The 21,389-nt window shown below is 70.7% G+C and carries 22 protein-coding genes and 3 pseudogenes; 7 read left to right on the plus strand and 18 right to left on the minus strand.

All coding sequences use genetic code 11. The features are described from left to right. Positions 1-12: 12 nt before the first annotated feature. On the minus strand, positions 13-2,541 hold the full coding sequence (locus tag ACQ86L_RS08965; protein WP_434318572.1) for an ATP-dependent Clp protease ATP-binding subunit: 2,529 nt from the start codon (positions 2,539-2,541) through the stop codon (positions 13-15). A 104-nt stretch (positions 2,542-2,645) separates the two neighbouring features. Then, positions 2,646-3,077, minus strand: a complete 432-nt coding sequence (locus tag ACQ86L_RS08970) for a hypothetical protein (protein ID WP_434318573.1) — start codon at positions 3,075-3,077, stop codon at positions 2,646-2,648. Positions 3,078-3,118: 41 nt separating this feature from the next. Here ACQ86L_RS08970 and ACQ86L_RS08975 point away from each other — a divergent pair. The 3 genes and pseudogenes from ACQ86L_RS08975 (at position 3,119) to ACQ86L_RS08985 (ending at position 4,982) form a co-directional block, all read left to right on the plus strand. Beyond that, positions 3,119-4,095: pseudogene (locus ACQ86L_RS08975) on the plus strand (pirin family protein). A gap of 102 nt (positions 4,096-4,197) precedes the next feature. Continuing rightward, the gene (locus ACQ86L_RS08980; RefSeq protein ID WP_434318574.1) at positions 4,198-4,524 is read left to right on the plus strand and encodes a FitA-like ribbon-helix-helix domain-containing protein; all 327 of its coding nucleotides are present in this window, start codon (positions 4,198-4,200) and stop codon (positions 4,522-4,524) included. After that, positions 4,521-4,982, plus strand: a complete 462-nt coding sequence (locus ACQ86L_RS08985) for a type II toxin-antitoxin system VapC family toxin (RefSeq protein ID WP_434318575.1) — start codon at positions 4,521-4,523, stop codon at positions 4,980-4,982. Before ACQ86L_RS08980 ends, ACQ86L_RS08985 begins: the two co-directional genes overlap by 4 nt. Here the strand turns inward: ACQ86L_RS08985 and cls are convergent. Together cls and ACQ86L_RS08995 are read right to left on the minus strand one after the other, a co-directional pair. Next, a pseudogene (gene cls / locus ACQ86L_RS08990) lies at positions 4,963-6,440 on the minus strand (cardiolipin synthase). The gene ACQ86L_RS08985 and the pseudogene cls overlap by 20 nt on opposite strands. Positions 6,441-6,526: 86 nt before the next feature. Next, complete coding sequence (locus tag ACQ86L_RS08995; RefSeq protein ID WP_370054798.1) at positions 6,527-6,700, minus strand: hypothetical protein; 174 nt, start codon at positions 6,698-6,700, stop codon at positions 6,527-6,529. A 113-nt stretch (positions 6,701-6,813) separates the two neighbouring features. Here ACQ86L_RS08995 and ACQ86L_RS09000 point away from each other — a divergent pair, with 113 nt between their 5' ends. Continuing rightward, positions 6,814-7,638 (plus strand): cytochrome c oxidase assembly protein, encoded by an 825-nt coding sequence (locus tag ACQ86L_RS09000; RefSeq protein WP_434318576.1) that lies wholly within the window; start codon positions 6,814-6,816, stop codon positions 7,636-7,638. A 90-nt stretch (positions 7,639-7,728) separates the two neighbouring features. Here ACQ86L_RS09000 and lysS read toward each other — a convergent pair whose 3' ends face one another. The 12 genes and pseudogenes from lysS to ACQ86L_RS09060 form a co-directional block, all read right to left on the minus strand. After that, positions 7,729-9,255 (minus strand): lysine--tRNA ligase, encoded by a 1,527-nt coding sequence (gene lysS, locus ACQ86L_RS09005; protein WP_434318577.1) that lies wholly within the window; start codon positions 9,253-9,255, stop codon positions 7,729-7,731. Positions 9,256-9,306: 51 nt separating this feature from the next. Continuing rightward, a pseudogene (gene panC / locus ACQ86L_RS09010) lies at positions 9,307-10,181 on the minus strand (pantoate--beta-alanine ligase). Between the two features lie 73 nt (positions 10,182-10,254). Continuing rightward, entirely contained in the window at positions 10,255-11,061 is an 807-nt protein-coding gene (locus ACQ86L_RS09015; RefSeq protein WP_434318578.1) for a Rossmann-like and DUF2520 domain-containing protein, read from the minus strand. Then, on the minus strand, positions 11,058-12,734 hold the full coding sequence (locus tag ACQ86L_RS09020; RefSeq protein ID WP_434318579.1) for a PH domain-containing protein: 1,677 nt from the start codon (positions 12,732-12,734) through the stop codon (positions 11,058-11,060). Before ACQ86L_RS09020 ends, ACQ86L_RS09015 begins: the two co-directional genes overlap by 4 nt. Beyond that, positions 12,731-13,216 (minus strand): PH domain-containing protein, encoded by a 486-nt coding sequence (locus ACQ86L_RS09025; protein ID WP_434318580.1) that lies wholly within the window; start codon positions 13,214-13,216, stop codon positions 12,731-12,733. The genes ACQ86L_RS09020 and ACQ86L_RS09025 overlap by 4 nt, the downstream gene beginning before the upstream one ends. Beyond that, positions 13,200-13,679, minus strand: a complete 480-nt coding sequence (locus ACQ86L_RS09030) for a DUF3180 domain-containing protein (protein ID WP_434318581.1) — start codon at positions 13,677-13,679, stop codon at positions 13,200-13,202. The genes ACQ86L_RS09025 and ACQ86L_RS09030 overlap by 17 nt, the downstream gene beginning before the upstream one ends. Next, positions 13,676-14,224, minus strand: coding sequence for a 2-amino-4-hydroxy-6-hydroxymethyldihydropteridine diphosphokinase (gene folK / locus ACQ86L_RS09035; protein ID WP_434318582.1), 549 nt, complete (start codon positions 14,222-14,224; stop codon positions 13,676-13,678). Before folK ends, ACQ86L_RS09030 begins: the two co-directional genes overlap by 4 nt. After that, on the minus strand, positions 14,221-14,619 hold the full coding sequence (folB, locus tag ACQ86L_RS09040; protein ID WP_434318583.1) for a dihydroneopterin aldolase: 399 nt from the start codon (positions 14,617-14,619) through the stop codon (positions 14,221-14,223). The genes folK and folB overlap by 4 nt, the downstream gene beginning before the upstream one ends. Continuing rightward, on the minus strand, positions 14,612-15,415 hold the full coding sequence (folP, locus tag ACQ86L_RS09045; protein WP_434318584.1) for a dihydropteroate synthase: 804 nt from the start codon (positions 15,413-15,415) through the stop codon (positions 14,612-14,614). Before folP ends, folB begins: the two co-directional genes overlap by 8 nt. Beyond that, a complete protein-coding gene (folE, locus tag ACQ86L_RS09050) occupies positions 15,412-16,005 on the minus strand; it encodes a GTP cyclohydrolase I FolE (RefSeq protein ID WP_434318585.1) in 594 nt (197 codons plus the stop codon). The genes folP and folE overlap by 4 nt, the downstream gene beginning before the upstream one ends. Before the next feature lie 12 nt (positions 16,006-16,017). Beyond that, on the minus strand, positions 16,018-18,021 hold the full coding sequence (gene ftsH / locus ACQ86L_RS09055) for an ATP-dependent zinc metalloprotease FtsH (protein WP_434318586.1): 2,004 nt from the start codon (positions 18,019-18,021) through the stop codon (positions 16,018-16,020). A 110-nt stretch (positions 18,022-18,131) separates the two neighbouring features. Further along, positions 18,132-18,482 carry a nuclear transport factor 2 family protein gene (locus ACQ86L_RS09060; protein ID WP_434318587.1) on the minus strand — a complete coding sequence of 117 codons (351 nt, stop codon included), beginning with the start codon at positions 18,480-18,482 and terminating at the stop codon, positions 18,132-18,134. A gap of 116 nt (positions 18,483-18,598) precedes the next feature. Here ACQ86L_RS09060 and ACQ86L_RS09065 point away from each other — a divergent pair, with 116 nt between their 5' ends. Both ACQ86L_RS09065 and ACQ86L_RS09070 read left to right on the plus strand, forming a co-directional pair. Then, entirely contained in the window at positions 18,599-18,868 is a 270-nt protein-coding gene (locus tag ACQ86L_RS09065) for a type II toxin-antitoxin system Phd/YefM family antitoxin (RefSeq protein ID WP_434318588.1), read from the plus strand. After that, entirely contained in the window at positions 18,865-19,125 is a 261-nt protein-coding gene (locus ACQ86L_RS09070) for a type II toxin-antitoxin system RelE family toxin (RefSeq protein WP_434318589.1), read from the plus strand. The genes ACQ86L_RS09065 and ACQ86L_RS09070 overlap by 4 nt, the downstream gene beginning before the upstream one ends. Before the next feature lie 18 nt (positions 19,126-19,143). Here the strand turns inward: ACQ86L_RS09070 and hpt are convergent, their stop codons facing one another. After that, positions 19,144-19,695 carry a hypoxanthine phosphoribosyltransferase gene (hpt, locus tag ACQ86L_RS09075; protein ID WP_434318590.1) on the minus strand — a complete coding sequence of 184 codons (552 nt, stop codon included), beginning with the start codon at positions 19,693-19,695 and terminating at the stop codon, positions 19,144-19,146. Between the two features lie 16 nt (positions 19,696-19,711). After that, positions 19,712-20,815 carry a tRNA lysidine(34) synthetase TilS gene (gene tilS / locus ACQ86L_RS09080; protein WP_434318591.1) on the minus strand — a complete coding sequence of 368 codons (1,104 nt, stop codon included), beginning with the start codon at positions 20,813-20,815 and terminating at the stop codon, positions 19,712-19,714. Between the two features lie 44 nt (positions 20,816-20,859). On the opposite strand from tilS, the gene ACQ86L_RS09085 reads away from it, so the two are divergent. Next, positions 20,860-21,351 (plus strand): inorganic diphosphatase, encoded by a 492-nt coding sequence (locus ACQ86L_RS09085; RefSeq protein WP_434318592.1) that lies wholly within the window; start codon positions 20,860-20,862, stop codon positions 21,349-21,351. Positions 21,352-21,389: the final 38 nt, after the last annotated feature.

Below are 21,389 nucleotides of genomic sequence, written 5' to 3' on the forward strand. Positions count from 1 at the left end.
GACGCGGTGGTGTCAGTCGTTCGCGTTCGCGGCGAGGTCCGGGGTGGCCGGGCCGGTGCCGATGGCGGCGGTGGCGTTGACGCCGGCGCCGACCGACTCCTGGCGGGTGGTCGTGGTGAACACGAAGTCGCCGTCCTTGAAGTCGACGTGCACGTGGTCGCCCGCGTTCAGCTCGCCGTGGAGGATCTTCTCACTCAGCCGGTCCTCGATCTCGTGCTGGACCGCGCGGCGCAGCGGCCGGGCTCCCAGCGTCGGGTCGAAGCCGACCTCGATCAGGCGCTCCTTGGCGGGGACCGCGAGCTCGATCGTCATGTCGCGGTCGAGCAGCCGGTCGGAGAGGCGCTTGATGAACAGGTCCACGATCTGCAGCAGCTCCGCCTTGTTGAGCTGCGGGAACACGATGATCTCGTCCACGCGGTTGAGGAACTCCGGCTTGAAGTTCTTCTTGAGCTCCTCGTAGACCTTGCCGCGCATCCGGTCGTAGCCGGTGGTCGGGTCGCCCTCGATCTGGAAGCCGACGGGGCCGCCGGAGATGTCCTTCGTGCCGAGGTTCGTGGTCATGATGATCACGGTGTTCTTGAAGTCGACCACGCGGCCCTGGCCATCGGTCAGACGTCCCTCCTCCAGGATCTGGAGCAGCGAGTTGAAGATGTCCGGGTGCGCCTTCTCGATCTCGTCGAACAGCACGACGCTGAACGGCTTGCGGCGGACCTTCTCGGTGAGCTGGCCGCCCTCCTCGAAGCCGACGAACCCGGGAGGGGCGCCGAACAGCCGGGAGACCGTGTGCTTCTCGCCGTACTCCGACATGTCGAGGGAGATCATCGCCGACTCGTCGTCGAACAGGAACTCGGCGAGCGCCTTGGCCAGCTCCGTCTTACCGACACCGGTCGGGCCGGCGAAGATGAACGAGCCGGAGGGACGCTTCGGGTCCTTGAGCCCGGCGCGCGTGCGGCGGATGGTCTTCGAGAGGGCCGAGATGGCCTCCTCCTGGCCGATGACGCGCTGGTGCAGCGCCTTCTCCATGTAGACCAGGCGGGCCGACTCCTCCTCGGTGAGCTTGAACACCGGGATGCCCGTGGCCTGCGCCAGCACCTCCGCGATCAGGCCCTCGTCGACCTCGGCCGTCGTCTTCACGTCGCCCGAGCGCCACTGCTTCTCCAGCCGCAGCCGCTCGCCGAGGAGGTTCTTCTCCTCGTCGCGCAGGGACGCGGCCTTCTCGAAGTCCTGGTCCTCGATCGCGGCCTCCTTCTGGGAGCGCACGGCGGCGATCTTGTCGTCGAACTCACGCAGCTCCGGCGGCGCCGACAGGATCGACAGACGCAGGCGGGCGCCGGCCTCGTCGATCAGGTCGATGGCCTTGTCCGGGAGGAAGCGGTCCTGGATGTAGCGGTCGGCGAGGTTCGCCGCGGCGACGATCGCGCCGTCGGTGATGGACACCTTGTGGTGCGCCTCGTAGCGGTCGCGCAGGCCCTTGAGGATGTTGATCGCGTGGGGCAGCGACGGCTCGGCCACCTGGATGGGCTGGAACCTGCGCTCCAGCGCGGCGTCCTTCTCGAAGTGCTTGCGATATTCGTCCAGCGTGGTCGCGCCGATGGTCTGCAGCTCGCCGCGGGCCAGCAGCGGCTTGAGGATGCTGGCGGCGTCGATCGCGCCCTCCGCGGCACCCGCGCCGACGAGCGTGTGGATCTCGTCGATGAACGTGATGATGTCACCGCGCGTGCGGATCTCCTTGGTGACCTTCTTCAGGCGCTCCTCGAAGTCGCCGCGGTAACGGGAGCCGGCGATCAGGGAGCCGAGGTCGAGCGTGTAGAGCTGCTTGTCCTTCAGCGTCTCGGGCACGTCGCCGCGCACGATCGCCTGGGCGAGGCCCTCCACGACGGCGGTCTTGCCGACGCCGGGCTCGCCGATCAGCACGGGGTTGTTCTTGGAGCGGCGCGACAGGATCTGCATGACGCGCTCGATCTCTTTCTCGCGCCCGATCACCGGGTCGAGCTTGTTGTCGCGCGCGGCCTGCGTGAGGTTGCGGCCGAACTGGTCGAGGATCTGGCTGCCTGCCTGCGCGGTCGCCTGATCGTTGCCGCCGACCTGCACCTGCTCCTTGCCCTGATAGCCGGAGAGGAGCTGGATGACCTGCTGGCGCACGCGGTTGAGGTCGGCGCCCAGCTTCACGAGCACCTGGGCAGCGACGCCCTCGCCCTCACGGATGAGGCCGAGCAGGATGTGCTCGGTGCCGATGTAGTTGTGGCCGAGCTGGAGGGCCTCGCGGAGGCTCAGCTCCAGGACCTTCTTGGCGCGCGGGGTGAACGGGATGTGGCCGGTCGGCTGCTGCTGACCTTGCCCGATGATGTCCTGGACCTGCTCGCGGACGGCGTCCAGCGAGATACCGAGCGATTCCAGCGCCTTGGCGGCGACACCCTCACCCTCGTGGATCAGGCCGAGCAGGATGTGCTCCGTCCCGATGTAGTTGTGGTTGAGCATCTTGGCCTCTTCCTGGGCCAAGACGACGACGCGGCGAGCGCGGTCGGTGAATCTCTCGAACATGTCTACTCCTTGGCGACGCCGTTGCAGGGTCGGCGCCGATACATCGAGAGTAACCGCGGCATCCCGTGCCGCGGAGGCATGTTCGCTGGAGGCGTGACGCCGTGTCAGCCGCGGATGGCGGCGATCGTGAGAGTGGTGTCGGGGAGCTTGACGGTGACGTCCGAGCTGGTCGTCACACCGCTGGGCGTGTCGAACACGGTGGTGTGCGGGACGATGTCGTGCGTGCAGACGCCGCCGGACGCGGGCGCGAGCATGGCCTCCAGCTGGTTGGACGCCACCACCTTGACCGACTGCACGGTCGGCGGGCAGGTGGAGCTGCCGTTGAGCACGATCCCGAACTGCTTGCCGTTCTCCAGCCAGGTGGCCCAGGATGCTCCGCCTGCGCTGCTGGCCGGGGGCTGGACGCCCTGCGGCTCGCCCGCGTAGTCCTTCGCGGGTTTCACCTGCGTGCTCGTACATCCCGCGAGCAGCAGGGCCGCCGCGACGAGGGCGGTGGAGGCGGCGACGGAGGTCCGGGAGCGCGCTGCACGATTCACGCGCTCATTCTATGGGCGCGCCTGACGCCTACGATGCCACTATGAGCAACCTCGAACGCGACCCGGTGGAGGTCCTCGCGGGCGACGACGTGGTCGTCGCGGACGCGGGCGTGGAGATCCTGGAGCCGCGCGAGGTCCCGCTCGGCGGCCCGCGCGCGATGACCGTGCGGCGCACCCTCCCCCAGCGCAGGCGCTCCCTGATCGGCGGCTGGTGCTTCGTCGACCACTACGGCCCCGACGACGTCTCGCTGACCGGCGGGATGCAGGTCCCGCCGCATCCGCACACCGGGCTGCAGACGGTGAGCTGGCTGTTCGAGGGCGAGATCGACCACCGCGACAGCGTCGGCAGCCACGCCCTGGTGCGGCCGGGCGAGCTCAACCTGATGACGGCGGGGCGCGGGATCAGCCATTCGGAGGTCTCCACACCCGGCACGCAGCGGCTGCACGGCGTCCAGCTCTGGGTGGCGCTGCCGAGCGCGTCGCGGGAGGTCGCCCCTTCTTCGAGCACCACGTCCCGTCGCCTGCGCGGCTCGGGGACGCGACGGTGCGGACGTTCGTGGGCGCGCTGGCCGGGAGCGGGACGGCGGCGACGGTGTTCTCGCCGCTGGTCGGAGCCGAGCTCGTCGTGCCCGCCGGGACGCGCGTGACGGTTCCGCTCGATCCGTCCTTCGAGCACGGCGTGCTGGTCGACGCGGGGGACGTGACGGTCGCGGGAACGGCCGTGCCGCTCGCGCATCTCGCGTACCTGTGCCCGGGGCGGGACTCGGTGGAGGTGGAGGCCGCGGGGCCGGCGCGCCTCCTGCTGCTCGGCGGCGAGCCGCTGGGCGAGGAGATCGTCATGTGGTGGAACTTCATCGGCCGCAGCCACGAGGACGTCGTCGCGGCGCGGGCCGAGTGGCAGCGGGATGTGATCGACGGGGAGGACCCGGACGGGCGGTTCGGGACGGTGCGCGGGTACGACGGTGGCGCGCTCCCGGCGCCGGTCCTGCCGACGGTGCGACTGAAGCCGCGCGGCTGAGGCCTCAACCTCCTCCACAACGTCCGCTCCCCGACGACTTCTCCACAGATTCCCGCATCGTCCACCTTCGAGGACTCCCACGCCCTCACAATTGATTCATGCATGCACTTCATCTGGTTTTGCATGCGCGATCCATGTACGCTCGAATCTATGGGAGTCACAGTGCAAGTACGAGATCTCGACCCGGCGGTCGACGCCCGCCTGAAGAACGCCGCGAGCGCGAAAGGCCTTTCCTATTCGGAGTACCTCCGCAGGGAGCTGACACGCATCGCGGAGCGGCTGCGGATCGAGGAGCGATGGGCGCAGGTCGTCGCGGCGGATGCGGCGAGAGCGGAGGCCGCCGCAGAGGCCCACGCGCCGTTCACCGGTCTCGGTATCACGAGCGAGGAGATCGTGGAGATCGTCCGTGAGAGCCGGAGCGAGCGATGATCGCGGCGGTGATCGACTGCAGCGCGATGGTCGACCTCCTCGGCTCGACGGGGTCCGCCGGCCCTCGGACGAACGGCGAACTGGCCGACTGCGTGCTCGCGGCCCCGCATCTGATCGATCCGGAGTTCATGAGCGCGGCGCGACGGCTCGCCCGGCAGCATCCCGACCGAACCGAACAGGTGGAGCGATTGCTGACGGAGTTCTCGCAGGTGCCGATCATGCGGTTCGAGCACGGGCCGCTGCGGCACCACGCGTGGAAGTGGCGTCACGACCTGTCGGCGTACGACGCGATGTACGTCGCGCTAGCGCATGAGCTCGGCCTACCGCTGGTCACGAGCGACGCTCGGCTCGCGGCCACAGCTCAGCGGTGGTGCGAGACGAGACTGCTCGCGGAGGTGGTCGGGCAGGAGCACCCGACCGAGTCGACCGTCGCGTCGACTACTGCAGGGCGGACGTGAGGCGGGCGAGGTTGTCGAGCACGGTCGAGCGAAGCGGCTGCTTCATCCACTCGTCCAGGGTCAGCTCGCGGCTGTCGCGGCGGTAGCCGTCCTCCACCTCGCGCATCTGCTCCACGAAGGAGCGTCCGCGGACCATCAGCGAGACCTCCATGTTGAGCAGGAACGAGCGCATGTCCATGTTGCTCGACCCGATGACGGCGACGTCGTCGTCGATCGTGAAGTGCTTGGCGTGGAGGATGTAGGGCGCCTTGTACATCCAGATCCGCACGCCGGCCCGCAGCAGCGCCTCGTAGTACGAGCGCTGCGCGTGGTACACCAGCGCCTGGTCGCCGATCTCGGAGACGAACAGGTCGACGGCGATGCCCCGCTGGGTGGCGGTCGTGATCGCGGTGAGCATGGCCTCGTCCGGCACGAAGTAGGGGAGGTGATGACGATGCGCTCCTGCGCGTAGTACAGCAGTGCGAGGAAGAGCCGGAGGTTGTTCTCGCCAGCGAACCCGGGCCCGGACGGCACCACCTGGGCGTCGAGCTCCTCGGGGTCGCTCGCGTTGCGGGCGTCCTCGTCGGTGATCGGCTCCGTCTCGCGGCGGAGCAGCTCGTCGGTCTCGCTGTACCAGTCGGTGATGAAGATCGCGTTCAGACCGGCGACGATCGGGCCCTCCAGCCGGACGATGAGCTCCTTCCACTTGAGGCCGCGCTTGATGTTCGACTTCTTGTTGTAGCTGCGGTCGATGACGTTCTGCGAGCCCATGAACGCCACCCGGCCGTCCACGATGAGCAGCTTGCGGTGGTTGCGGAGGTCCGGGCGCTGGTACTTGCCCTTGAACGGCTGCACCGGCAGCATCAGGTGCCACTTCGCGCCCATCGCGGTCAGGCGCTTGATCGTCGCCTTGTAGTCGGGCGTGCGCACCGATGCGATGTGGTCGAGCAGCACGCGCACGACGACGCCGCGCGCGACCGCGGCCTCCATCGCCTCGAAGAACGGGGCGGTCGTCTTGTCGAGCGTGAGGATGTAGAACTCGACGTGCACGTAGCGCTTCGCGCTGGCGATCGCGGCGGTCATCGCGGCCAGCGACTCGTCGTAGTGCCCGTTGAGGCTGGCGCGGTTGCCGCCGACGAGCGGCATCGCGCCGAGGTTGCGGTTGAGCTCGACCACCGACTCCAGCCACGCGGGCCACGGGTGGTCCTTGCGCACCCGCTCCATGCCCTCTGTGCTGTCGAGGATGAAGCTGTTGATCTCCTCCTGCTTCTCCCGGCGCTTCTTCGGGAGCTTGTAGCTGCCGATCAGCAGGAAGAACAGCACGCCGATGTACGGGATGAGGAAGATGGCGAGCAGCCACGCGGTCGCCGAGGTGGGCTTGCGGTTGCGCGGGACGACGATGATGGCGATGACGCGGATGACGAAGTCGAGGAGCAGCGCGAGGACGACGATCGTCGTGGTCAGCAAACCCGCGTCCATTCAGCCCCCTCCGGCGTCGAGGACCGGGATCCGCCCTCAGTGCCTACCGTAGTGGGCGCGGAGCCCTGGGAGCGAGACAGCGCGGCTCAGCTCTTCGGCGCGAGGCCGCGACGGGCGCGCTCCTCGTTCTCCATGCGCGAGTACACCTTGCGCTCGGTGCGGTCGGCACGCACGATGGCGCGCATGATCACCCAGAACAGCAGGCCGACGAGCACGGTCGGGGCCAGCGACCAGACGATTCCACCGATGATGTCTCCCATAGCGGGATAATGGTACCTCCCGCACATGTGAAACCCGACTCCCCCGGAGCAGCACCACGCCTCCCTTCCTCGTCTTCCTCACCACCTGGTCGTTCGACCCGGCAGCCGCGATCATGCTCGTCGCGGCAGCCGCCCTCTACCTCGGCGGCGTGCTGTCGCTGCGGCGCCGCGGTCACCACTGGCCCGCGCGGCTGACGTGGATGTACCTGCTGCTCGGGCTCGGCTCGTACGCGGTCATCTCGTTCGGCTTCCTCGGGGCCGAGAGCCAGGTGCTGCGCTGGGCGTTCACGACGCGGATCGCGCTGCTGCTGTTCGTCGTCCCCGCGCTCGTGAGCCTCGGGAGGCCGATCGCGCTCGCCCGCGTGGCCCTGGGCAGCACGGGTCAGGGGCGCACCGACGGGTTCCTGCAGTCACGGCCGGTGCGACTGTTCGGCAACGCGATCTTCGCGACGGTCTTCGCGTGCGCGGCCTTCATGATCTTCCTGACGCCGGTCGCGGCGGTCCTCCGCGACAACCCGTGGTCGGAGTGGACCATCTCCGTGCTGGTTCCGCTCGCGGGCCTGCTGATGGTGCTGCCGATCGCCGCGCACTCGGTGATGCGCACCAGCTTCTTCATCACGGTCGAGTTCCTGCTGGCCTTCGTCGCGCTGCTGCTCGACGCCATCCCCGGCCTGCTGCTGCGGCTCAACGACGCCGTGCTCGACCACGCGCCGGCGGTCGTCGGCCCGTTGCCGCTGTGGTTCCCGAACGCCCTGCACGACCAGCATCTGTCGGGCGACTTCCTGTGGTTCATCGCCGAGGTCGCGGACGTCCCGATCCTGGTCATCCTGTTCATCCGCTGGATGCGCCTGGACCGCCGCGAGGGCAAGAAACTGGACGAGCTCACCGACGAGGAGATGGAGGCGCTCACGCAGGCGCACCTCCACCAGCGCGGCTGAGCGCCCCCGCTATCGCTTCCGGAGTTATGTACGCCCGCACACGGCGTGTCGCGTACACAACTCCGGAACGGATGGAGGGGATGAGCGCGGCTACTTGACGAGGGGGAAGAGGATGGTCTCGCGGATGCCGAGGCCGGTGAGGGCCATGAGGAGGCGGTCGATGCCCATGCCCATGCCGCCCGTGGGGGGCATGCCGAACTCCAGGGCGCGCAGGAACTCCTCGTCCAGGCGCATCGCCTCGTCGTCGCCGGCGGCCGCGAGGCGCGCCTGCTCCACGAAGCGCTCGCGCTGCACGACCGGGTCGATCAGCTCGGAGTAGCCGGTCGCCAGCTCGAAGCCGCGCGTGTAGAGGTCCCACTTCTCCACCACGCCCTCGCGCGAGCGGTGTGCGCGCACGAGCGGGCTGGTGTCGACCGGGAAGTCCATGACGAACGTCGGGCGCACGAGCCCCGACTTCACGTGGTGCTCCCACAGCTCCTCGACGTACTTGCCGGGCAGCGGGTGCGGCACCTCGATCTCGGCTTCCGCGGCCAGCTCGCGCAGCCGGGACATCGGGGTCTGCGGGGTGATCTCCTCGCCGATGGCCTCCGAGAGGCTGTCGTACATGCGGATGCGGTCCCACTGGCCGCCCAGGTCGTACTCGGTGCCGTCGGCCCAGGTGACCACGTGCGACCCGGAGATGGCGACCGCGGCGTCCTGGATGAGCTGCTGGGTCAGGTCGGCGATCGAGTTGTAGTCGCCGTACGCCTGGTAGGCCTCCAGCATCGCGAACTCGGGCGAGTGCGTGGAGTCCGCGCCCTCGTTGCGGAAGTTGCGGTTGATCTCGAACACCCGGTCGATGCCGCCGACGACGGCGCGCTTCAGGTACAGCTCCGGCGCGATGCGCAGGAACAGCTCGGTGTCGAACGCGTTGGAGTGCGTGACGAACGGGCGGGCAGAGGCGCCGCCGTGCATCACCTGCAGCATCGGCGTCTCGACCTCCACGAAGCCCTGCCCGGCGAAGGTGCTGCGGAGGCTGGCGACGGCTGCGGCGCGGTCGAGCACGTTGCGTCGGGCCTGCTCGCGCGCGATCAGGTCGAGGTAGCGGCTGCGGACCCGCGTCTCCTCGTTGAGCTCGTTGTGGAGGTTCGGCAGCGGCAGGATCGCCTTGGACGCGATCTCCCAGCCGCGGACCATGATCGACAGCTCGCCGCGACGGCTGGAGATGACCTCGCCGGAGACGAAGACGTGGTCGCCGAGGTCGACCAGCTCCTTCCAGCGCGCCAGCGACTCCTCGCCCACCTCGGCGAGCGAGATCATCGCCTGGAGGCGCGACCCGTCGCCCGACTGCAGCACGGCGAAGCAGAGCTTGCCGGTGTTGCGCTGGTGGACGACGCGGCCGGCGAGGCCGACGGTCTCGCCGGAGGCCTGGTCGGCCTCCAGGTGGCCCCAGGCGGAGCGCACCTCGGGGATGGTCGTCGTCACCGGGACCTGCACCGGGTAGGCGCCGCCGCCCGCGTCGCCGGCCTCGGCGATGAGGCGCTCACGCTTGGCCAGGCGGACGGCCTTCTGCTCGCTCATCTCGTCGGCGGTGAGGTCGCCGTCGGCGTTGAGGTCGGTGGCGGGCGCTTCGGTCATCGTGTCTTTCCGTTCCGGCGGTTCTGTTCGGGGCGTGCGGCGTGGGGAGGTTCAGCCGAGCGTGATGCGGGCGTTGTCGATCAGGCGGGTGGAGCCGACGCGGGCGGCGATCAGCAGGAGCGCGGGGCCGTGGAGGTCCGCACCCGCATCGAGGAACGTGTCCTGATCGACGATCGCGAGATAGTCCAGTTTAACGACCGGCTCGGCCTCCACGCGCGCGGTCGCGGCTGCGAGGGCGGCGGCCACTCCCCGGACGCCGCGGACGCGCCGGCGGCGAGCGCCTGCGACAGGGTGATGGCGGCCCTCCGCTGGTCTTCGTCCAGGTAGCGGTTGCGGCTGGAGAGCGCGAGGCCGTCCTCCTCGCGCACGGTGTCGACCACGGCGATCGTCACCGGGAGGTCGAGGTCGTCGACCATGCGGCCGACGAGGTGCACCTGCTGGGCGTCCTTCTGGCCGAACACGGCGACGTCGGGCTGGACGATGTTGAGCAGCTTGGCGACGACGGTCAGCATCCCGTCGAAGTGGCCCGGACGCGAGACGCCCTCGAACAGCCGGCCGACCTCTCCCGCGGAGACCCGCGTGGAGGACGGCCCGTCCGGGTACATCTCGGCGGCGGTCGGCGCGAAGACCAGGTCGGCGAGGCCGTCGAGCGCGGCGACGTCGGCGTCGAGGGTGCGCGGGTAGCGGTCCAGGTCCTCGTTCGGCCCGAACTGCAGCGGGTTGACGAAGATGGAGACGACCACGAAGCCGCCCAGGTCCCGGGCCCGGCTCACGAGGCTCAGGTGGCCGCGGTGGAGGGCGCCCATCGTCGGGACCAGCACGACCCGGCCCACGGGGGCGTCGGCGGGACCGTCGAGCGCGGCCTCCCGCCTGGCGTGGGCCACCCGCTCGCGCAGTTCGGCGATGGTGGTCACGACGTCGGGCATGACGGTCCTTCCGGGGTGGTGGCGGTGAGGTCGCGGGCGCCGGCGCAGTGCGGGCGACGCGGCCGCATCCAGGCTACTCGCCGCGGAGGTACCAGCCGCGACCGTCGTCGCCCGGGTCGCCCTCGGCCGGGCCGTGCGCCGCGCCGCCGAGCGCCTCCAGCACGTCGCCGACGTCGAGCGCCGTGGGCGCTCCCGCACGGGTCAGGGCGTTGTCGACGGCCGAACGCAGCAGCGAGCTGAGGAACGATCCGGGGTTCTCCACGCCGATCCCCGCGAGGATGCCGGTGGACTGCTCCACGATCGAGCGCGAGAACGCGGTCGCCGTCGCGATGGCCTCCGCGTAGGCGGGGCGGTCGGCCTCCGCGATCACGACCGGCTCGCCGCCCATCTCGACCACCAGGGCCTGCGCGATCGGGAGCACCGGGGTGGGCGCGGTGACAGCGAACCAGCTCTCCGCCAGCCGGGCGAGGTCGAGGCTGGTGCCGGTGAACTCGAACGCGGGGTGCACGGCCAGCGGGATGGCGCCGGCCTCCGCGGCCGGGCGCAGCACCTCGACGCCGTAGGCCGGAGCAGTGTGCAGCACGAGCTGGCCCGGCTGCCAGGTGCCGGTCGCGGCGAGGCCGGAGACGAGGCCGGGCAGCTCGCGGTCGGGGACGGCGAGGATGACGAGCTCGCTGCGCTCGACCAGGGTCGGGACCTCCAGGATGGGCGCCTGGGGCAGCATCGCCTGGGCGCGCTCGCGGCTCTCGGCGGACACCGCGGAGATGCCGACGATCGCGTGGCCCGCTCCGGCGAGCGCGGCGCCGAGCACGGGTCCGACGCGTCCGGCGCCGATGATGCCGAGGCCGAGGCGGCCGGAGCGGCGGGTGCTGTCGTTCATGCGTCCTCCTCGTCGGATTCGTGCCGAATGTCGTCTTTCGTGGCACTGGAGTCGACATTCTGCACGAATCCCGGGGTGTCCCTCCAGCGGTGGGTGCGGTCGGCGGCGGCGGCCGCCACGGCGCGCACCGCCACGCTCTCGAACAGGCGCTCGCCGGTGGCCGCGTCCATCGCGCCGAGCCGGGGATGCACCGGGCCGGACACGGTGTGGAAGCGCGCCTCCGCCAGTCCGAGCAGCCGGTCGAGCGGGCCCTGCTGCAGCTCCAGACTCTGCAGCCGGGCCAGCGGCACCACCGCGAGGCTCCGCCAGACGAAGCCGCGGCGCAGCAGCACTGCGCCGTCCACCATCCGGAAACCGGTGCGCTGCCACGAGAACGGCCGCAGCCAGATCGCGCGGCGCGGGCTGCCGGTGAACGCGTCGCGGCCGCGGGAGGTCATGCCCTCCATGATCGCGGCGCTGTGCTCCTCGGTGAACGCCGGGAGCACCAGCGACAGCACCTTCGCCACATCGGCCTGGTCGCCGACCGGCAGCATGGTCGTGTTCGGCTGGCCCGCCGCGCCCTTCTCGCGCGTGTGGCCGGCTGTGTCGATGCGGATCTGCCACCAGCCGAACGGCCGCCAGAGCAGCGGCTGCAGCACCTCGACGGCGTGGATGCGGCCGGGCGGCAGGGTCTCGTTGCTCGTCGTGAGCAGGCCGAAGCCCATCCGGACGCCGTCCGGCGTGCCCGCGATCGAGTACCGCAGCGACTTCGTGAAGCGGTTGATGTAGAAGCTCGCCGAGCCGATCAGGCCGGGGAGGACGACGATCAGCAGCCAGGGCGCGCCGCCCGCCGAGCCGATCACCAGCAGGACGATCACGGCGATCACGAACACCGTGAAGCCGCTCAGCACGAGCGAGCCGGCGAGGCGCGCGGGCGGGATCTTCACGACCGACTCCGGAGGCGCCGCGTTCGGGTCGAGCTCCGGCGCGAGGAAGTCGTCGATGCGCCGGCTGACGAAGTCGCCGACCTGGGCGGTGCGCGAGGCCGCGACGGCGACGCCGCCGGCCGGGGCCGCAGCCTCCGCCTCCCGGACACCCGACGCGAGCCGCAGCACGTCCGACCGCAAGCCGTCGGCGAGCACCGACCCGAGGTACGCCAGGGTCACGTTCGCGTCGTGCCCGGCCACGGAGATCTCCAGCTTCGCTGCCCCGAAGATGCGCGCGAGCAGCGGCCGCTGCACGTTGATGCCCTGGATGCGGTCGAGCCTGGCCTTGCGCTGGGTGCGGAACAGGATGCCGCTGCGCACCTCCACCGCGTCACCGGTGATCCGGAAGCTGTGCATCCGCCAGGACACGTAGAACGCGGCGAGGCAGCCGAACAGCACGACGGCGACGCCGAGCAGCGCCCAGCCCTCCCAGCCGTGGTTGTAGATCGCGTCGATCGGGTCGCCGCCGAGGTCCGGCGCTCCGACGAAGAAGCCCACCAGCCGTTCGCGGAGGTTGGACAGCACGAAGCCCAGGACCGCGATGAACACGATGCCGCCCCGCAGCAGCGGCGTCGCGGGGTGGAGCCGGTGCCACTCGCCGTCGGTGAAGCGCTCGGCGGCGCGCTCGGCGGCGTTCAGCGGGCCGCCCGGCAGTGGCGCTCCCGGCGCCCCGCTCTGCGGCACGCCCGTGGGCTCCGGAACGGTCACAGCCCTGCCCGGCGGCTCTCCGCCAGCTCCACCAGCCGGTCCCGCAGCTCCGCGGCCTGCGGCTCCGGGAGACCGGGGACGACGACGTTCGTCGACGCCGCCGCCGTCACGAACTTCAGGTCGGCCAGCCCGAGCATCCGCCCGACCGGCCCGCGCGTGATGTCGATGAGCTGCATGCGCCCGTACGGCACCGACACGAAGCGCTGGAACATGATCCCGCGCCGGAAGAGCAGGTCGTCGGCGCGCAGGATATACCCGATCGAGCGGGTGCGCCGGTTCGCGATGAACAGCCCGATCAGCGTCGCGACCACGACGACCACCAGCAGGGTCCACGCCCACGACCAGCCCGCGACCAGCCAGAGGAACACCGTCCCGGCGCTCAGGACGATCCCGGTGAGGAGGGTGCTGACGACGACTACCACGACGTACTTCGGCGAGACGCGGTTCCACTCCCCGACGCTGAGGTCAATGCGAGCGGGCACGAGCGGCCTCCGGGTCGTCGTCCTTGTCGTCGGGCGGCAGGGTGCAGAAGAACTCGGCGACCAGGCCCGCGACGAGCAGGACCACAGCGCCCGCCGTGCCGAGCGCCGTCAGAAGCACCGCGTTCGAGGCGGGCAGCACGTCCCGGGTGAGGATGTAGATCAGGATGCCGGCGCCCGCACCGGTCAGCAGCGCGCCGCTCAGGCTGCACGCCTTGGCGAGGACGACGATGCGCGTCGCCTGGAACGGGTCGATGCGGCGCGAGCTGCGTCCGCGGACGGCCCGGCGGATCGGGACGGCGAACGCCACGACGATGATCGCGACGGCGACCAGCGTGATCGGCAGCGTCAGGGGCGGGATGAACACCGCGACGCCGGTGCCCGACGCCGCGAGCTCCCCGAGGAAGCCCACGACCAGCCCGAGCACCCCGAGGCCGATCAGGGAGGTGGGACGCGTGCGGTTCATGCGTCGCCCGCCTCGTACAGCGTCACCGGGTCGGTCGCCTGGGCCGCCAGAGCGGCCACCGGCCCGTAGCCCGGCAGCACGGCGTCCGGGTCCACGTCCAGCCACGGCACCAGGACGAAGGCGCGCTCGTGCGCGCGGGGATGCGGGAGGACGATGCGCGGGTCGTCGTCGGCGACGATCCCCTGGTAGTCGACGATGTCGATGTCGATGGTGCGGTCTCCCCAGCGCTCCTCGCGCACGCGGCCGAGGGCGTCCTCCACGTGGTTGACCGCCGCCAGCAGTGCCAGCGGGTCGAGAATCGTGTTGATCAGCGCGACGGCGTTGAGGTAGGCGGGCGCCTCCTCGTCGATGCCCTCCGGCTTGAGCGCGGGCGTCTCGTAGAGCCGCGAAACGGCCTCGACGCGGAGGCCGGGGTCGTCGGCGAGCAGCCGGAGCGCCTCGCGGATGGTGGCGACGCGGTCGCCCAGGTTGCTGCCGAACGCGAGCACCGCCGGCACGCCGACACGCAGGCGCTCGGGCCGCCCGATGCGGTTCGGCGGCGTCATGGCCGGCCCCGCAGGATGCGGACGGCCACGTCGCCGAACGGCACCTCGATCGGGGCGTCCGGCTTGTGCACCGTGACCTCCACCGAGTGCACCGGGTCGTGCGCGAGCACCACCCCGGCCACGCGCTCCGCGACCGTCTCGATGAGGTCGACCGGATCGCGGCGGACGGCGTCGGCGATCTCGTTCGCCAACTCGCCGTAGTGGACGGTGCGGGCGAGGTCGTCGGAGGCCGCGGACGGCGACAGGTCGAGGTACGCGGTCACGTCCACGACGAAGTCCTGGCCGTTCTCGCGCTCGAAGTCGAACACCCCGTGGTTCGCCCGCACGCGCAGCCCGGTCAGCACGATCGCGTCCGTCGGCGTGCGCGAGACGGACACGGCAGCGGAATCAGTCATCGCGTCCAGCTTGCCACGCCTGCACCACATCCAGGGCCATCCGCGTGGACGCCACGTCGTGCACCCGCACGGCCCAGACGCCGGCCTGCGCGGCGAGCGCGGAGATGACGGCGGTCGGCGCGTCGCGGTCCTCGACGGTGGCGCCGTCGCCGAGCAGGGTGCCGAGGAACCGCTTGCGCGACGCCCCGATGAGCACCGGGTAGCCGAGGGTCTCGAACTCGTGGAGGCCGGCGAGCACCTGCCAGTTGTGCTGGGCGTTCTTCGAGAAGCCGAGGCCGGGGTCGAGCACGAGCTTGGCCGGGTCGACGCCGTGGTCGAGGAGGCTGGTGACCCGGGCGGACAGCTCGGAGCGCACCTCCGCCACGGTGTGGCCGTAGACGGCGCGCGAGTCGGCGGCGTCGAGCCGGCCGCGCCAGTGCATGACGACGTACTGGAGCCCGGTGTCCAGCACGGCGTCCGGCATCCCGGCGTCCGCCAGTCCGCCCGAGACATCGTTGATGATCGCGGCGCCGGCATCGGCAGCGGCGCGCGCGGTGGAGGCGTTGAGCGTGTCGACGCTGACCGTGACGCCGTGCTCGGCGAGCGTGCGGATGACGGGCACGACGCGGGCGCGCTCCTCCACCGGGTCGACGCGCAGCGCGCCGGGCCGGGTGGACTCGCCGCCGACGTCGATCAGGTCGGCGCCCTGCGCGACCAGGTCGAGCGCGTGCGCGACCGCCGCCTCCGGCTCCAGCCACAGGCCGCCGTCGCTGAACGAGTCGGGCGTCACGTTGAGGACGCCCATGATGAGCGTCACGCAGACGCCTCGTCGCGCGCGGCGCCGACGCCGATGAGCGCGATCAGCTCGGCGCGGGAGGCGGGCTCGCTGAAGGCGCCGCGCGCGGCCATGGTGACGGTGGTGGCTCGGGTCTGGCGTGCGCCCCGGGTGGTCACGCACTCGTGGGAGGCGTCCAGGACCACGAGCACGCCGCGGGCCTGAGCGCCCTCCTCGATCGTGTCCGCGATCTGCTCGGTGAGGCGCTCCTGGAGCTGCGGGCGCGACGACAGCGTCTCGATCACGCGCGGGATGCGGCCGAGGCCGATCACCGTGTCCCCGGGCAGGTACGCCACGTGCGCGACACCGAGGAACGGCAGCAGGTGGTGCTCGCACACCGACCGAAAGGCGATGTCACGCAGGATCACGGTCTCGGCGCGGGCGTCCTCCAGCGGCACCGGCTCACCGAGCTGCTGACGCGCGTCGACGCCCACGCCCGAGAAGAACTCGGCGTAGGCGTCGGCGACGCGCGACGGGGTGTCGCCCAGGCCCGGACGCGACGGATCCTCGCCGATGGCGGCGAGGATCTCGGCGACGGCCGCCTCGATGCGTGCGCGATCGAATCCGGTCATGCGGTGCGCGGCCTAGGCCGTCGCCGGCCGCGGCTTGATGGCGGGAGCACGCTTCGGCTTCGACGACGGCGGCTCCGAGTCGACTCCGCCGTCCACCGCGCCGGCGTCGATGGGCGCCTTCGGGAACGGGATGGGCGGAAGGTCGGAGATCGGACGCTTGTCGCTGGACAGCCACTGCGGGCGCTCCGGCAGCTTCTTCACGTCGGCGAAGATCTCGGCGATCTGGTTGTGGTCGAGCGTCTCGTGCTCCAGCAGCGCGGCCGCGAGGCGGTCGAGCACGGCGCGGTTGTCGTTGATGACCTCCCACGCCTCGTCGTGCGCCTTCTCGATGAGCGCACGCACCTCGGCGTCGACGCGCTCGGCGATCCGCTCCGAGTAGTCGCGCTGGTGGCCCATGTCGCGGCCGAGGAACATCTCGCCGTTCGCCTGGCCCAGCTTGACCGAGCCGATGTCGGCGCTCATGCCGTACTCGGTGACCATCTTGCGGGCGATGGAGGTCGCCTTCTCGATGTCGTTGGAGGCGCCGGTGGTCGGGTCGTGGAAGACGATCTCCTCGGCGACGCGGCCGCCCATCGCGTAGGCGAGCTGGTCGAGCAGTTCGTTGCGGGTGACCGAGTACTTGTCCTCCAGCGGCATGACCATCGTGTAACCGAGGGCGCGGCCGCGCGGGAGGATGGTGATCTTGGTCACCGGGTCGGTGTGGCGCATCGCCGCGGCGGCGAGGGCGTGGCCGCCCTCGTGGTACGCGGTGATCAGCTTCTCCTGGTCCTTCATGACCCGGGTGCGCTTCTGCGGACCGGCGATGACGCGGTCGACGGCCTCGTCCAGCGCGCGGTTGTCGATGAGCTGCGCGTTGGAGCGGGCGGTCAGCAGCGCGGCCTCGTTGAGCACGTTGGCCAGGTCGGCGCCGGTGAAGCCGGGCGTCTTGCGGGCGAGCACTTCGAGGTCCACGGAGGCCGCCAGCGGCTTGCCGCGGCCGTGCACCTCCAGGATCTTCTTGCGGCCGAGCATGTCCGGAGCGTCGACGCCGATCTGTCGGTCGAAGCGGCCGGGACGCAGCAGCGCGGGGTCGAGGATGTCGGGACGGTTGGTCGCCGCGATCAGGATGACGTTGGTCTTCGGGTCGAAGCCGTCCATCTCGACCAGCAGCTGGTTGAGCGTCTGCTCGCGCTCGTCGTGACCGCCGCCGAGGCCGGCGCCGCGGTGACGGCCGACCGCGTCGATCTCGTCGATGAAGATGATGGCCGGGGAGTTCTCCTTGGCCTGCTGGAACAGGTCACGGACGCGGCTCGCACCGACGCCGACGAACATCTCCACGAAGTCCGAGCCGGAGATGGAGTAGAAGGGGACGCCCGCCTCACCCGCGACGGCGCGGGCCAGCAGCGTCTTGCCGGTTCCGGGAGGGCCGTACAGCAGCACACCCTTGGGGATGCGCGCGCCGACCGCCTGGAACTTGGCGGGCTCCTTGAGGAAGTCCTTGATCTCCTGCAGCTCCTCGATGGCCTCGTCGGACCCGGCGACGTCGTCGAAGGTGACCTTCGGCGTCTCCTTGGTGACGAGCTTCGCCCGGGACTTGCCGAACTGCATGACCTTGTTCCCGCCGCCCTGCATGCCGGAGATCATGATCCAGAAGAACACGCCGATGAGCAGCGCCGGGATGAGGAAGCCGAGGATGTTCACGAACCAGTTGGGCTGCGGGACGGAGTCGTCGTAGCCCTTCGGGAGGTTGGCGTCGTCGATCGCCTTGACGATGTCCGCGCCGCGCGGGGTGACGTAGTAGAACTGCACCTGGTTGCCGTTGGCGCCGTCCGCCTGCTTGAGCGTGAGGTCGACGCGGTTCTCGCCGTCGACGATCTTCGCGCTCGACACCTTGTCCTGCTGCAGGAGGTCGAGCCCCTGCTGCGTGGTGACGGGCTTGAAGCCCGACATGGTGATCAGGCTGGAGCCGATCCACACCGCGATGATCGCGAGCACGACGTACAGGATCGGGCCGCGGAAGATCTTCTTGAGGTTCATGGTGCGACCACAGTACCGCCTGGGCGCTGTGGGTCGGCTGCGTGTTCGCTCTGGGCGCGCTTACCGCGGATGGCCGTGTACGCCAGTCGTCGCGCCGATCCGGGGCCGGATCAGGAGGCCGGGAGGATGGCCGGCCAGTACTCCGCGATGACGCCGTCCTCCACCCGCACGAAGTCGTGCCCGGCGAACGACATCGTCTCGTCCCCCAGGGAGCAGGTGAGCACCCATCGCGCCGCCACGAACCCGTCTCCGACGAGCGGCCCTGCCTGGACGTCGAACTCGACCCGGTCGAACTGGTCGACGGTCTCCGCGATGGCCCGGGCGAACCCGCGCGGCCCGACGACGTCGCCCTCCGGCCAGTGCCCGACGGCGTCGCCCGCGATGATGGGCTCCAGCGCCGCGTGCCGGTCGCTCCACGCGGCGAGCCAGCGTCGGTACAGCTCGGTGGGTTCGTAGGGCATGGGGTCATCGGACCACTCTGTGGAGGCGGGCGCAAGTCGACAGGGTCGAATCGGGCTATTCGGTTGAAATGGTCCATTCAGGGCTTAATAGGTCTATATGGGCTAGCATGGTCGGTATGACCGCACTCATGCCCATTTCCGATGCGAAGCAGCACCTCGGCGCCCTTGTGGACCGCGCGCACCTGCAGCATGAGCTCGTCTCCCTGAGCAGGCGCGGTCGCCGTGTCGCCGTGCTGGTCGACGCCGACGACTTCGACCGCATGGTCGAGCGGCTGGAGGAGCTGGACGACGCCCAGGCCGCCGTCGCCGCCCGCCGGGAGCTGGAAGAGACGGCGGCCGAACCCATCCCGTGGGAGGACGTGAAGGCAGAGCTCGGCCTGGCATGACCTACCGGATCGACGTCGCGCCGGCGGCGGCCAGGGAACTGCGCAAGCTGGACCCACCGGCGCGCCGCCGCATCCAGGCGGCCGTCGAGCTCCTCGCCGAGGCGCCGCGGCCTCCCGCCGCCAAGCCGCTGGCCGACAGCGGCGGCGCGTGGCGGGTGCGGGTGGGCGATTACCGGATCGTCTACGACATCGAGGACGACCGGCTGGTCATCCTCGTGCTGCGGGTTGCCCACCGGCGTGAGGTCTACCGCCGCTGAGGGCGGCCGCGGCGCCGCCTAGCTGTAGACGGCCGGCGCCAGGATACCGACGCCGCGGAGGTTGCGGTAGCGCTCGGCGTAGTCGAGGCCGTAGCCGACGACGAACTGGTTGGGGATGTCGAAGCCGACGTACTTCACGTCGATCTCGACGCGGGCGGCCTCCGGTTTGCGGAGGAGCGCGAAGATCTCGATCGACTCCGGGCCGCGGCTGTGCAGGTTCGCGAGCAGCCACGAGAGCGTGAGCCCGGAGTCGATGATGTCCTCGACGATCAGCACGGTCTTGCCGCTGAGGTCGGTGTCCAGGTCTTTGAGGATGCGCACGACGCCGCTCGACGCGGTGCCGCTGCCGTAGGAGCTGACCGCCATCCAGTCCATCGTGACGGGGATGCGCAGCTCGCGGGACAGGTCGGCCATCACCATGACGGCGCCCTTGAGGACGCCGACGAGCAGGACGTCCTTGCCCGCGTAGTCGGCCTCCACGACCCTGCTCAGCTCGGCGATGCGGGAGCGGATCTGCTCCTCGGTGATCAGAATCTCGGTCAGGTCGTCGTGAACGTCCGTGAGTTCCATGAGGGAGGCGCTGTCCTTAGCTGTCGGGGTGAAACGTGAGCAGGCCGTTCTGCCTGACAACTCTAACGCCTGGCAGGCTGAGCGGTCCCTGGCCGTGCCAGCCCGTGATGAGCTCGGCGACGGCGAGGGTGTGCGCCCTGCTCAGGGACACCCCGAACTCGGCGGAGACGACCAGCCGGATGATGCGCTGGCGGAGCGCTGCGGGGTCGGCGGCGAGGCCGCGGACGTCCAGCGCGACCGCGCCGTCCTCGGTCTGGCTGACCAACTCCTGGGCCCACTCCAGGGCGAGGCCGTCGAGGGCGTCGTCGTCCTCGCGGAGCTGGTCGGCGGTGCGCGCGAGCGCCTCGGCGACACCGGGGCCGAGTTCGTCCTCCAGCGCGGGCAGCAGCCGGGTGCGGACGCGGACGCGCGCGAAGGCGGGGTCGTCGTTGTGCGGGTCGTCCCAGGGGGTCAGCCTGCTGTCGACGCAGAAGGCGCGTGTCGTCCGGCGGCGCAGGCCGAGGAACGGGCGCAGCAGCGTACCGGTGTCGGGGCGCATCCCCTGGAGGCTGGACGGGCCGGAGCCGCGGGCGAGGCCCAGCAGGACGGTCTCCGCCTGGTCGTCCAGGGTGTGGGCGAGCAGCACGCGAGCGGCGCCGGTGTCCGCGCGGGCGCGGTCGAACGCGGCGTGCCGTGCGGCGCGCGCGTCGCCCTCGGGGCCAGCCGCTCCGGGTGCGACGGTGACGGGCTCCACGAGCACCGGGTCGAGGCCGAGGTCGCGGGCCTGCGCGGCGGCGACCGCTGCGACCTCCGCCGAGCCGGGCTGGAGGCCGTGGTCGATCACGATCGCGCCGGCCCGGTAGCCGCGGCGCGGGGCCTCGAACGCGGTCGCGGCGGCGAGGGCGAGGGAGTCCGCTCCCCCGCTCAGCCCGACGAGCACGAGCGCCCCGGGGGCGAGCGGCGCAGGCCGGGCAGGGCCGTGGTCGTCGTGCGGGTCGACAGCGGGCAGGCCGGCCGCGGCGGCCAGGGCCTCCCGCACCGCGCGGCGGGCATCGGCGATCGGCGGCGTCAGCCGCGGCCGGCGTGGAGCCCCGTCCGGCGCTCCACCCGCAGCTTCACCCGAGGACCCGTTGAGGCGCATCCAGTAACGTTAGTGCAGATTTCCAACAGCTAAGGAGCATCGGCATGGCCGCATACGACGTCGTCATCGAGATCCCGAAGGGGAGCCGCAACAAGTACGAGGTGGACCACGAGACCGGCCGCGTCTACCTGGACCGCGTGCTGTTCACCAGCTTCGTGTACCCGACCGACTACGGGTTCTTCGAGAACACGCTGGGCCTCGACGGCGACCCGGTCGACGTGCTGGTGCTGCTCGAGTACCCGGTCTTCCCCGGCGTCGGCATCAAGGTGCGTCCGGTCGGTGTGCTGAACATGTCCGACGAGGCCGGCAGCGACGCCAAGGTGATCGCCGTGCCGTACAAGGACCCGCGCTGGCTGCACATCCAGGACGTCAACGACATCCCCGAGCAGACCCGCAAGGAGATCGAGCACTTCTTCGCTCGTTACAAGGACCTCGAGCCGGGCAAGTTCGTCAACATCGAGGGCTGGGGCGACGCCGCGGAGGCCGAGCAGATCGTCGAGGCCGGCTTCGTCAAGCTCGCCGCCGAGGGCCACTGACGCAACGCAAAGCCGCCGAGTGGGCAGAAGATCTGCCC

Origin of the sequence: Leifsonia sp. P73, from assembly GCF_051059105.1 — a bacterium.
Lineage (GTDB): Bacteria > Actinomycetota > Actinomycetes > Actinomycetales > Microbacteriaceae > Leifsonia.

Bases quoted from the DNA above. Each gene is read 5' to 3' on its own strand.
- ACQ86L_RS08965 (WP_434318572.1), bottom strand. From the start codon at position 2,541: ATGTTCGAGAGATTCACCGACCGCGCTCGCCGCGTCGTCGTCTTGGCC.
- ACQ86L_RS08980 (WP_434318574.1), top strand. From the start codon at position 4,198: ATGCACTTCATCTGGTTTTGCATGCGCGATCCATGTACGCTCGAATCT.
- ACQ86L_RS08985 (WP_434318575.1), top strand. From the start codon at position 4,521: ATGATCGCGGCGGTGATCGACTGCAGCGCGATGGTCGACCTCCTCGGC.
- ACQ86L_RS08995 (WP_370054798.1), bottom strand. From the start codon at position 6,700: ATGGGAGACATCATCGGTGGAATCGTCTGGTCGCTGGCCCCGACCGTG.
- ACQ86L_RS09000 (WP_434318576.1), top strand. From the start codon at position 6,814: ATGCTCGTCGCGGCAGCCGCCCTCTACCTCGGCGGCGTGCTGTCGCTG.
- lysS (WP_434318577.1), bottom strand. From the start codon at position 9,255: ATGACCGAAGCGCCCGCCACCGACCTCAACGCCGACGGCGACCTCACC.
- ACQ86L_RS09015 (WP_434318578.1), bottom strand. From the start codon at position 11,061: ATGAACGACAGCACCCGCCGCTCCGGCCGCCTCGGCCTCGGCATCATC.
- ACQ86L_RS09030 (WP_434318581.1), bottom strand. From the start codon at position 13,679: ATGAACCGCACGCGTCCCACCTCCCTGATCGGCCTCGGGGTGCTCGGG.
- folK (WP_434318582.1), bottom strand. From the start codon at position 14,224: ATGACGCCGCCGAACCGCATCGGGCGGCCCGAGCGCCTGCGTGTCGGC.
- folB (WP_434318583.1), bottom strand. From the start codon at position 14,619: ATGACTGATTCCGCTGCCGTGTCCGTCTCGCGCACGCCGACGGACGCG.
- folE (WP_434318585.1), bottom strand. From the start codon at position 16,005: ATGACCGGATTCGATCGCGCACGCATCGAGGCGGCCGTCGCCGAGATC.
- ftsH (WP_434318586.1), bottom strand. From the start codon at position 18,021: ATGAACCTCAAGAAGATCTTCCGCGGCCCGATCCTGTACGTCGTGCTC.
- ACQ86L_RS09060 (WP_434318587.1), bottom strand. From the start codon at position 18,482: ATGCCCTACGAACCCACCGAGCTGTACCGACGCTGGCTCGCCGCGTGG.
- ACQ86L_RS09065 (WP_434318588.1), top strand. From the start codon at position 18,599: ATGACCGCACTCATGCCCATTTCCGATGCGAAGCAGCACCTCGGCGCC.
- ACQ86L_RS09070 (WP_434318589.1), top strand. From the start codon at position 18,865: ATGACCTACCGGATCGACGTCGCGCCGGCGGCGGCCAGGGAACTGCGC.
- hpt (WP_434318590.1), bottom strand. From the start codon at position 19,695: ATGGAACTCACGGACGTTCACGACGACCTGACCGAGATTCTGATCACC.
- tilS (WP_434318591.1), bottom strand. From the start codon at position 20,815: ATGCGCCTCAACGGGTCCTCGGGTGAAGCTGCGGGTGGAGCGCCGGAC.
- ACQ86L_RS09085 (WP_434318592.1), top strand. From the start codon at position 20,860: ATGGCCGCATACGACGTCGTCATCGAGATCCCGAAGGGGAGCCGCAAC.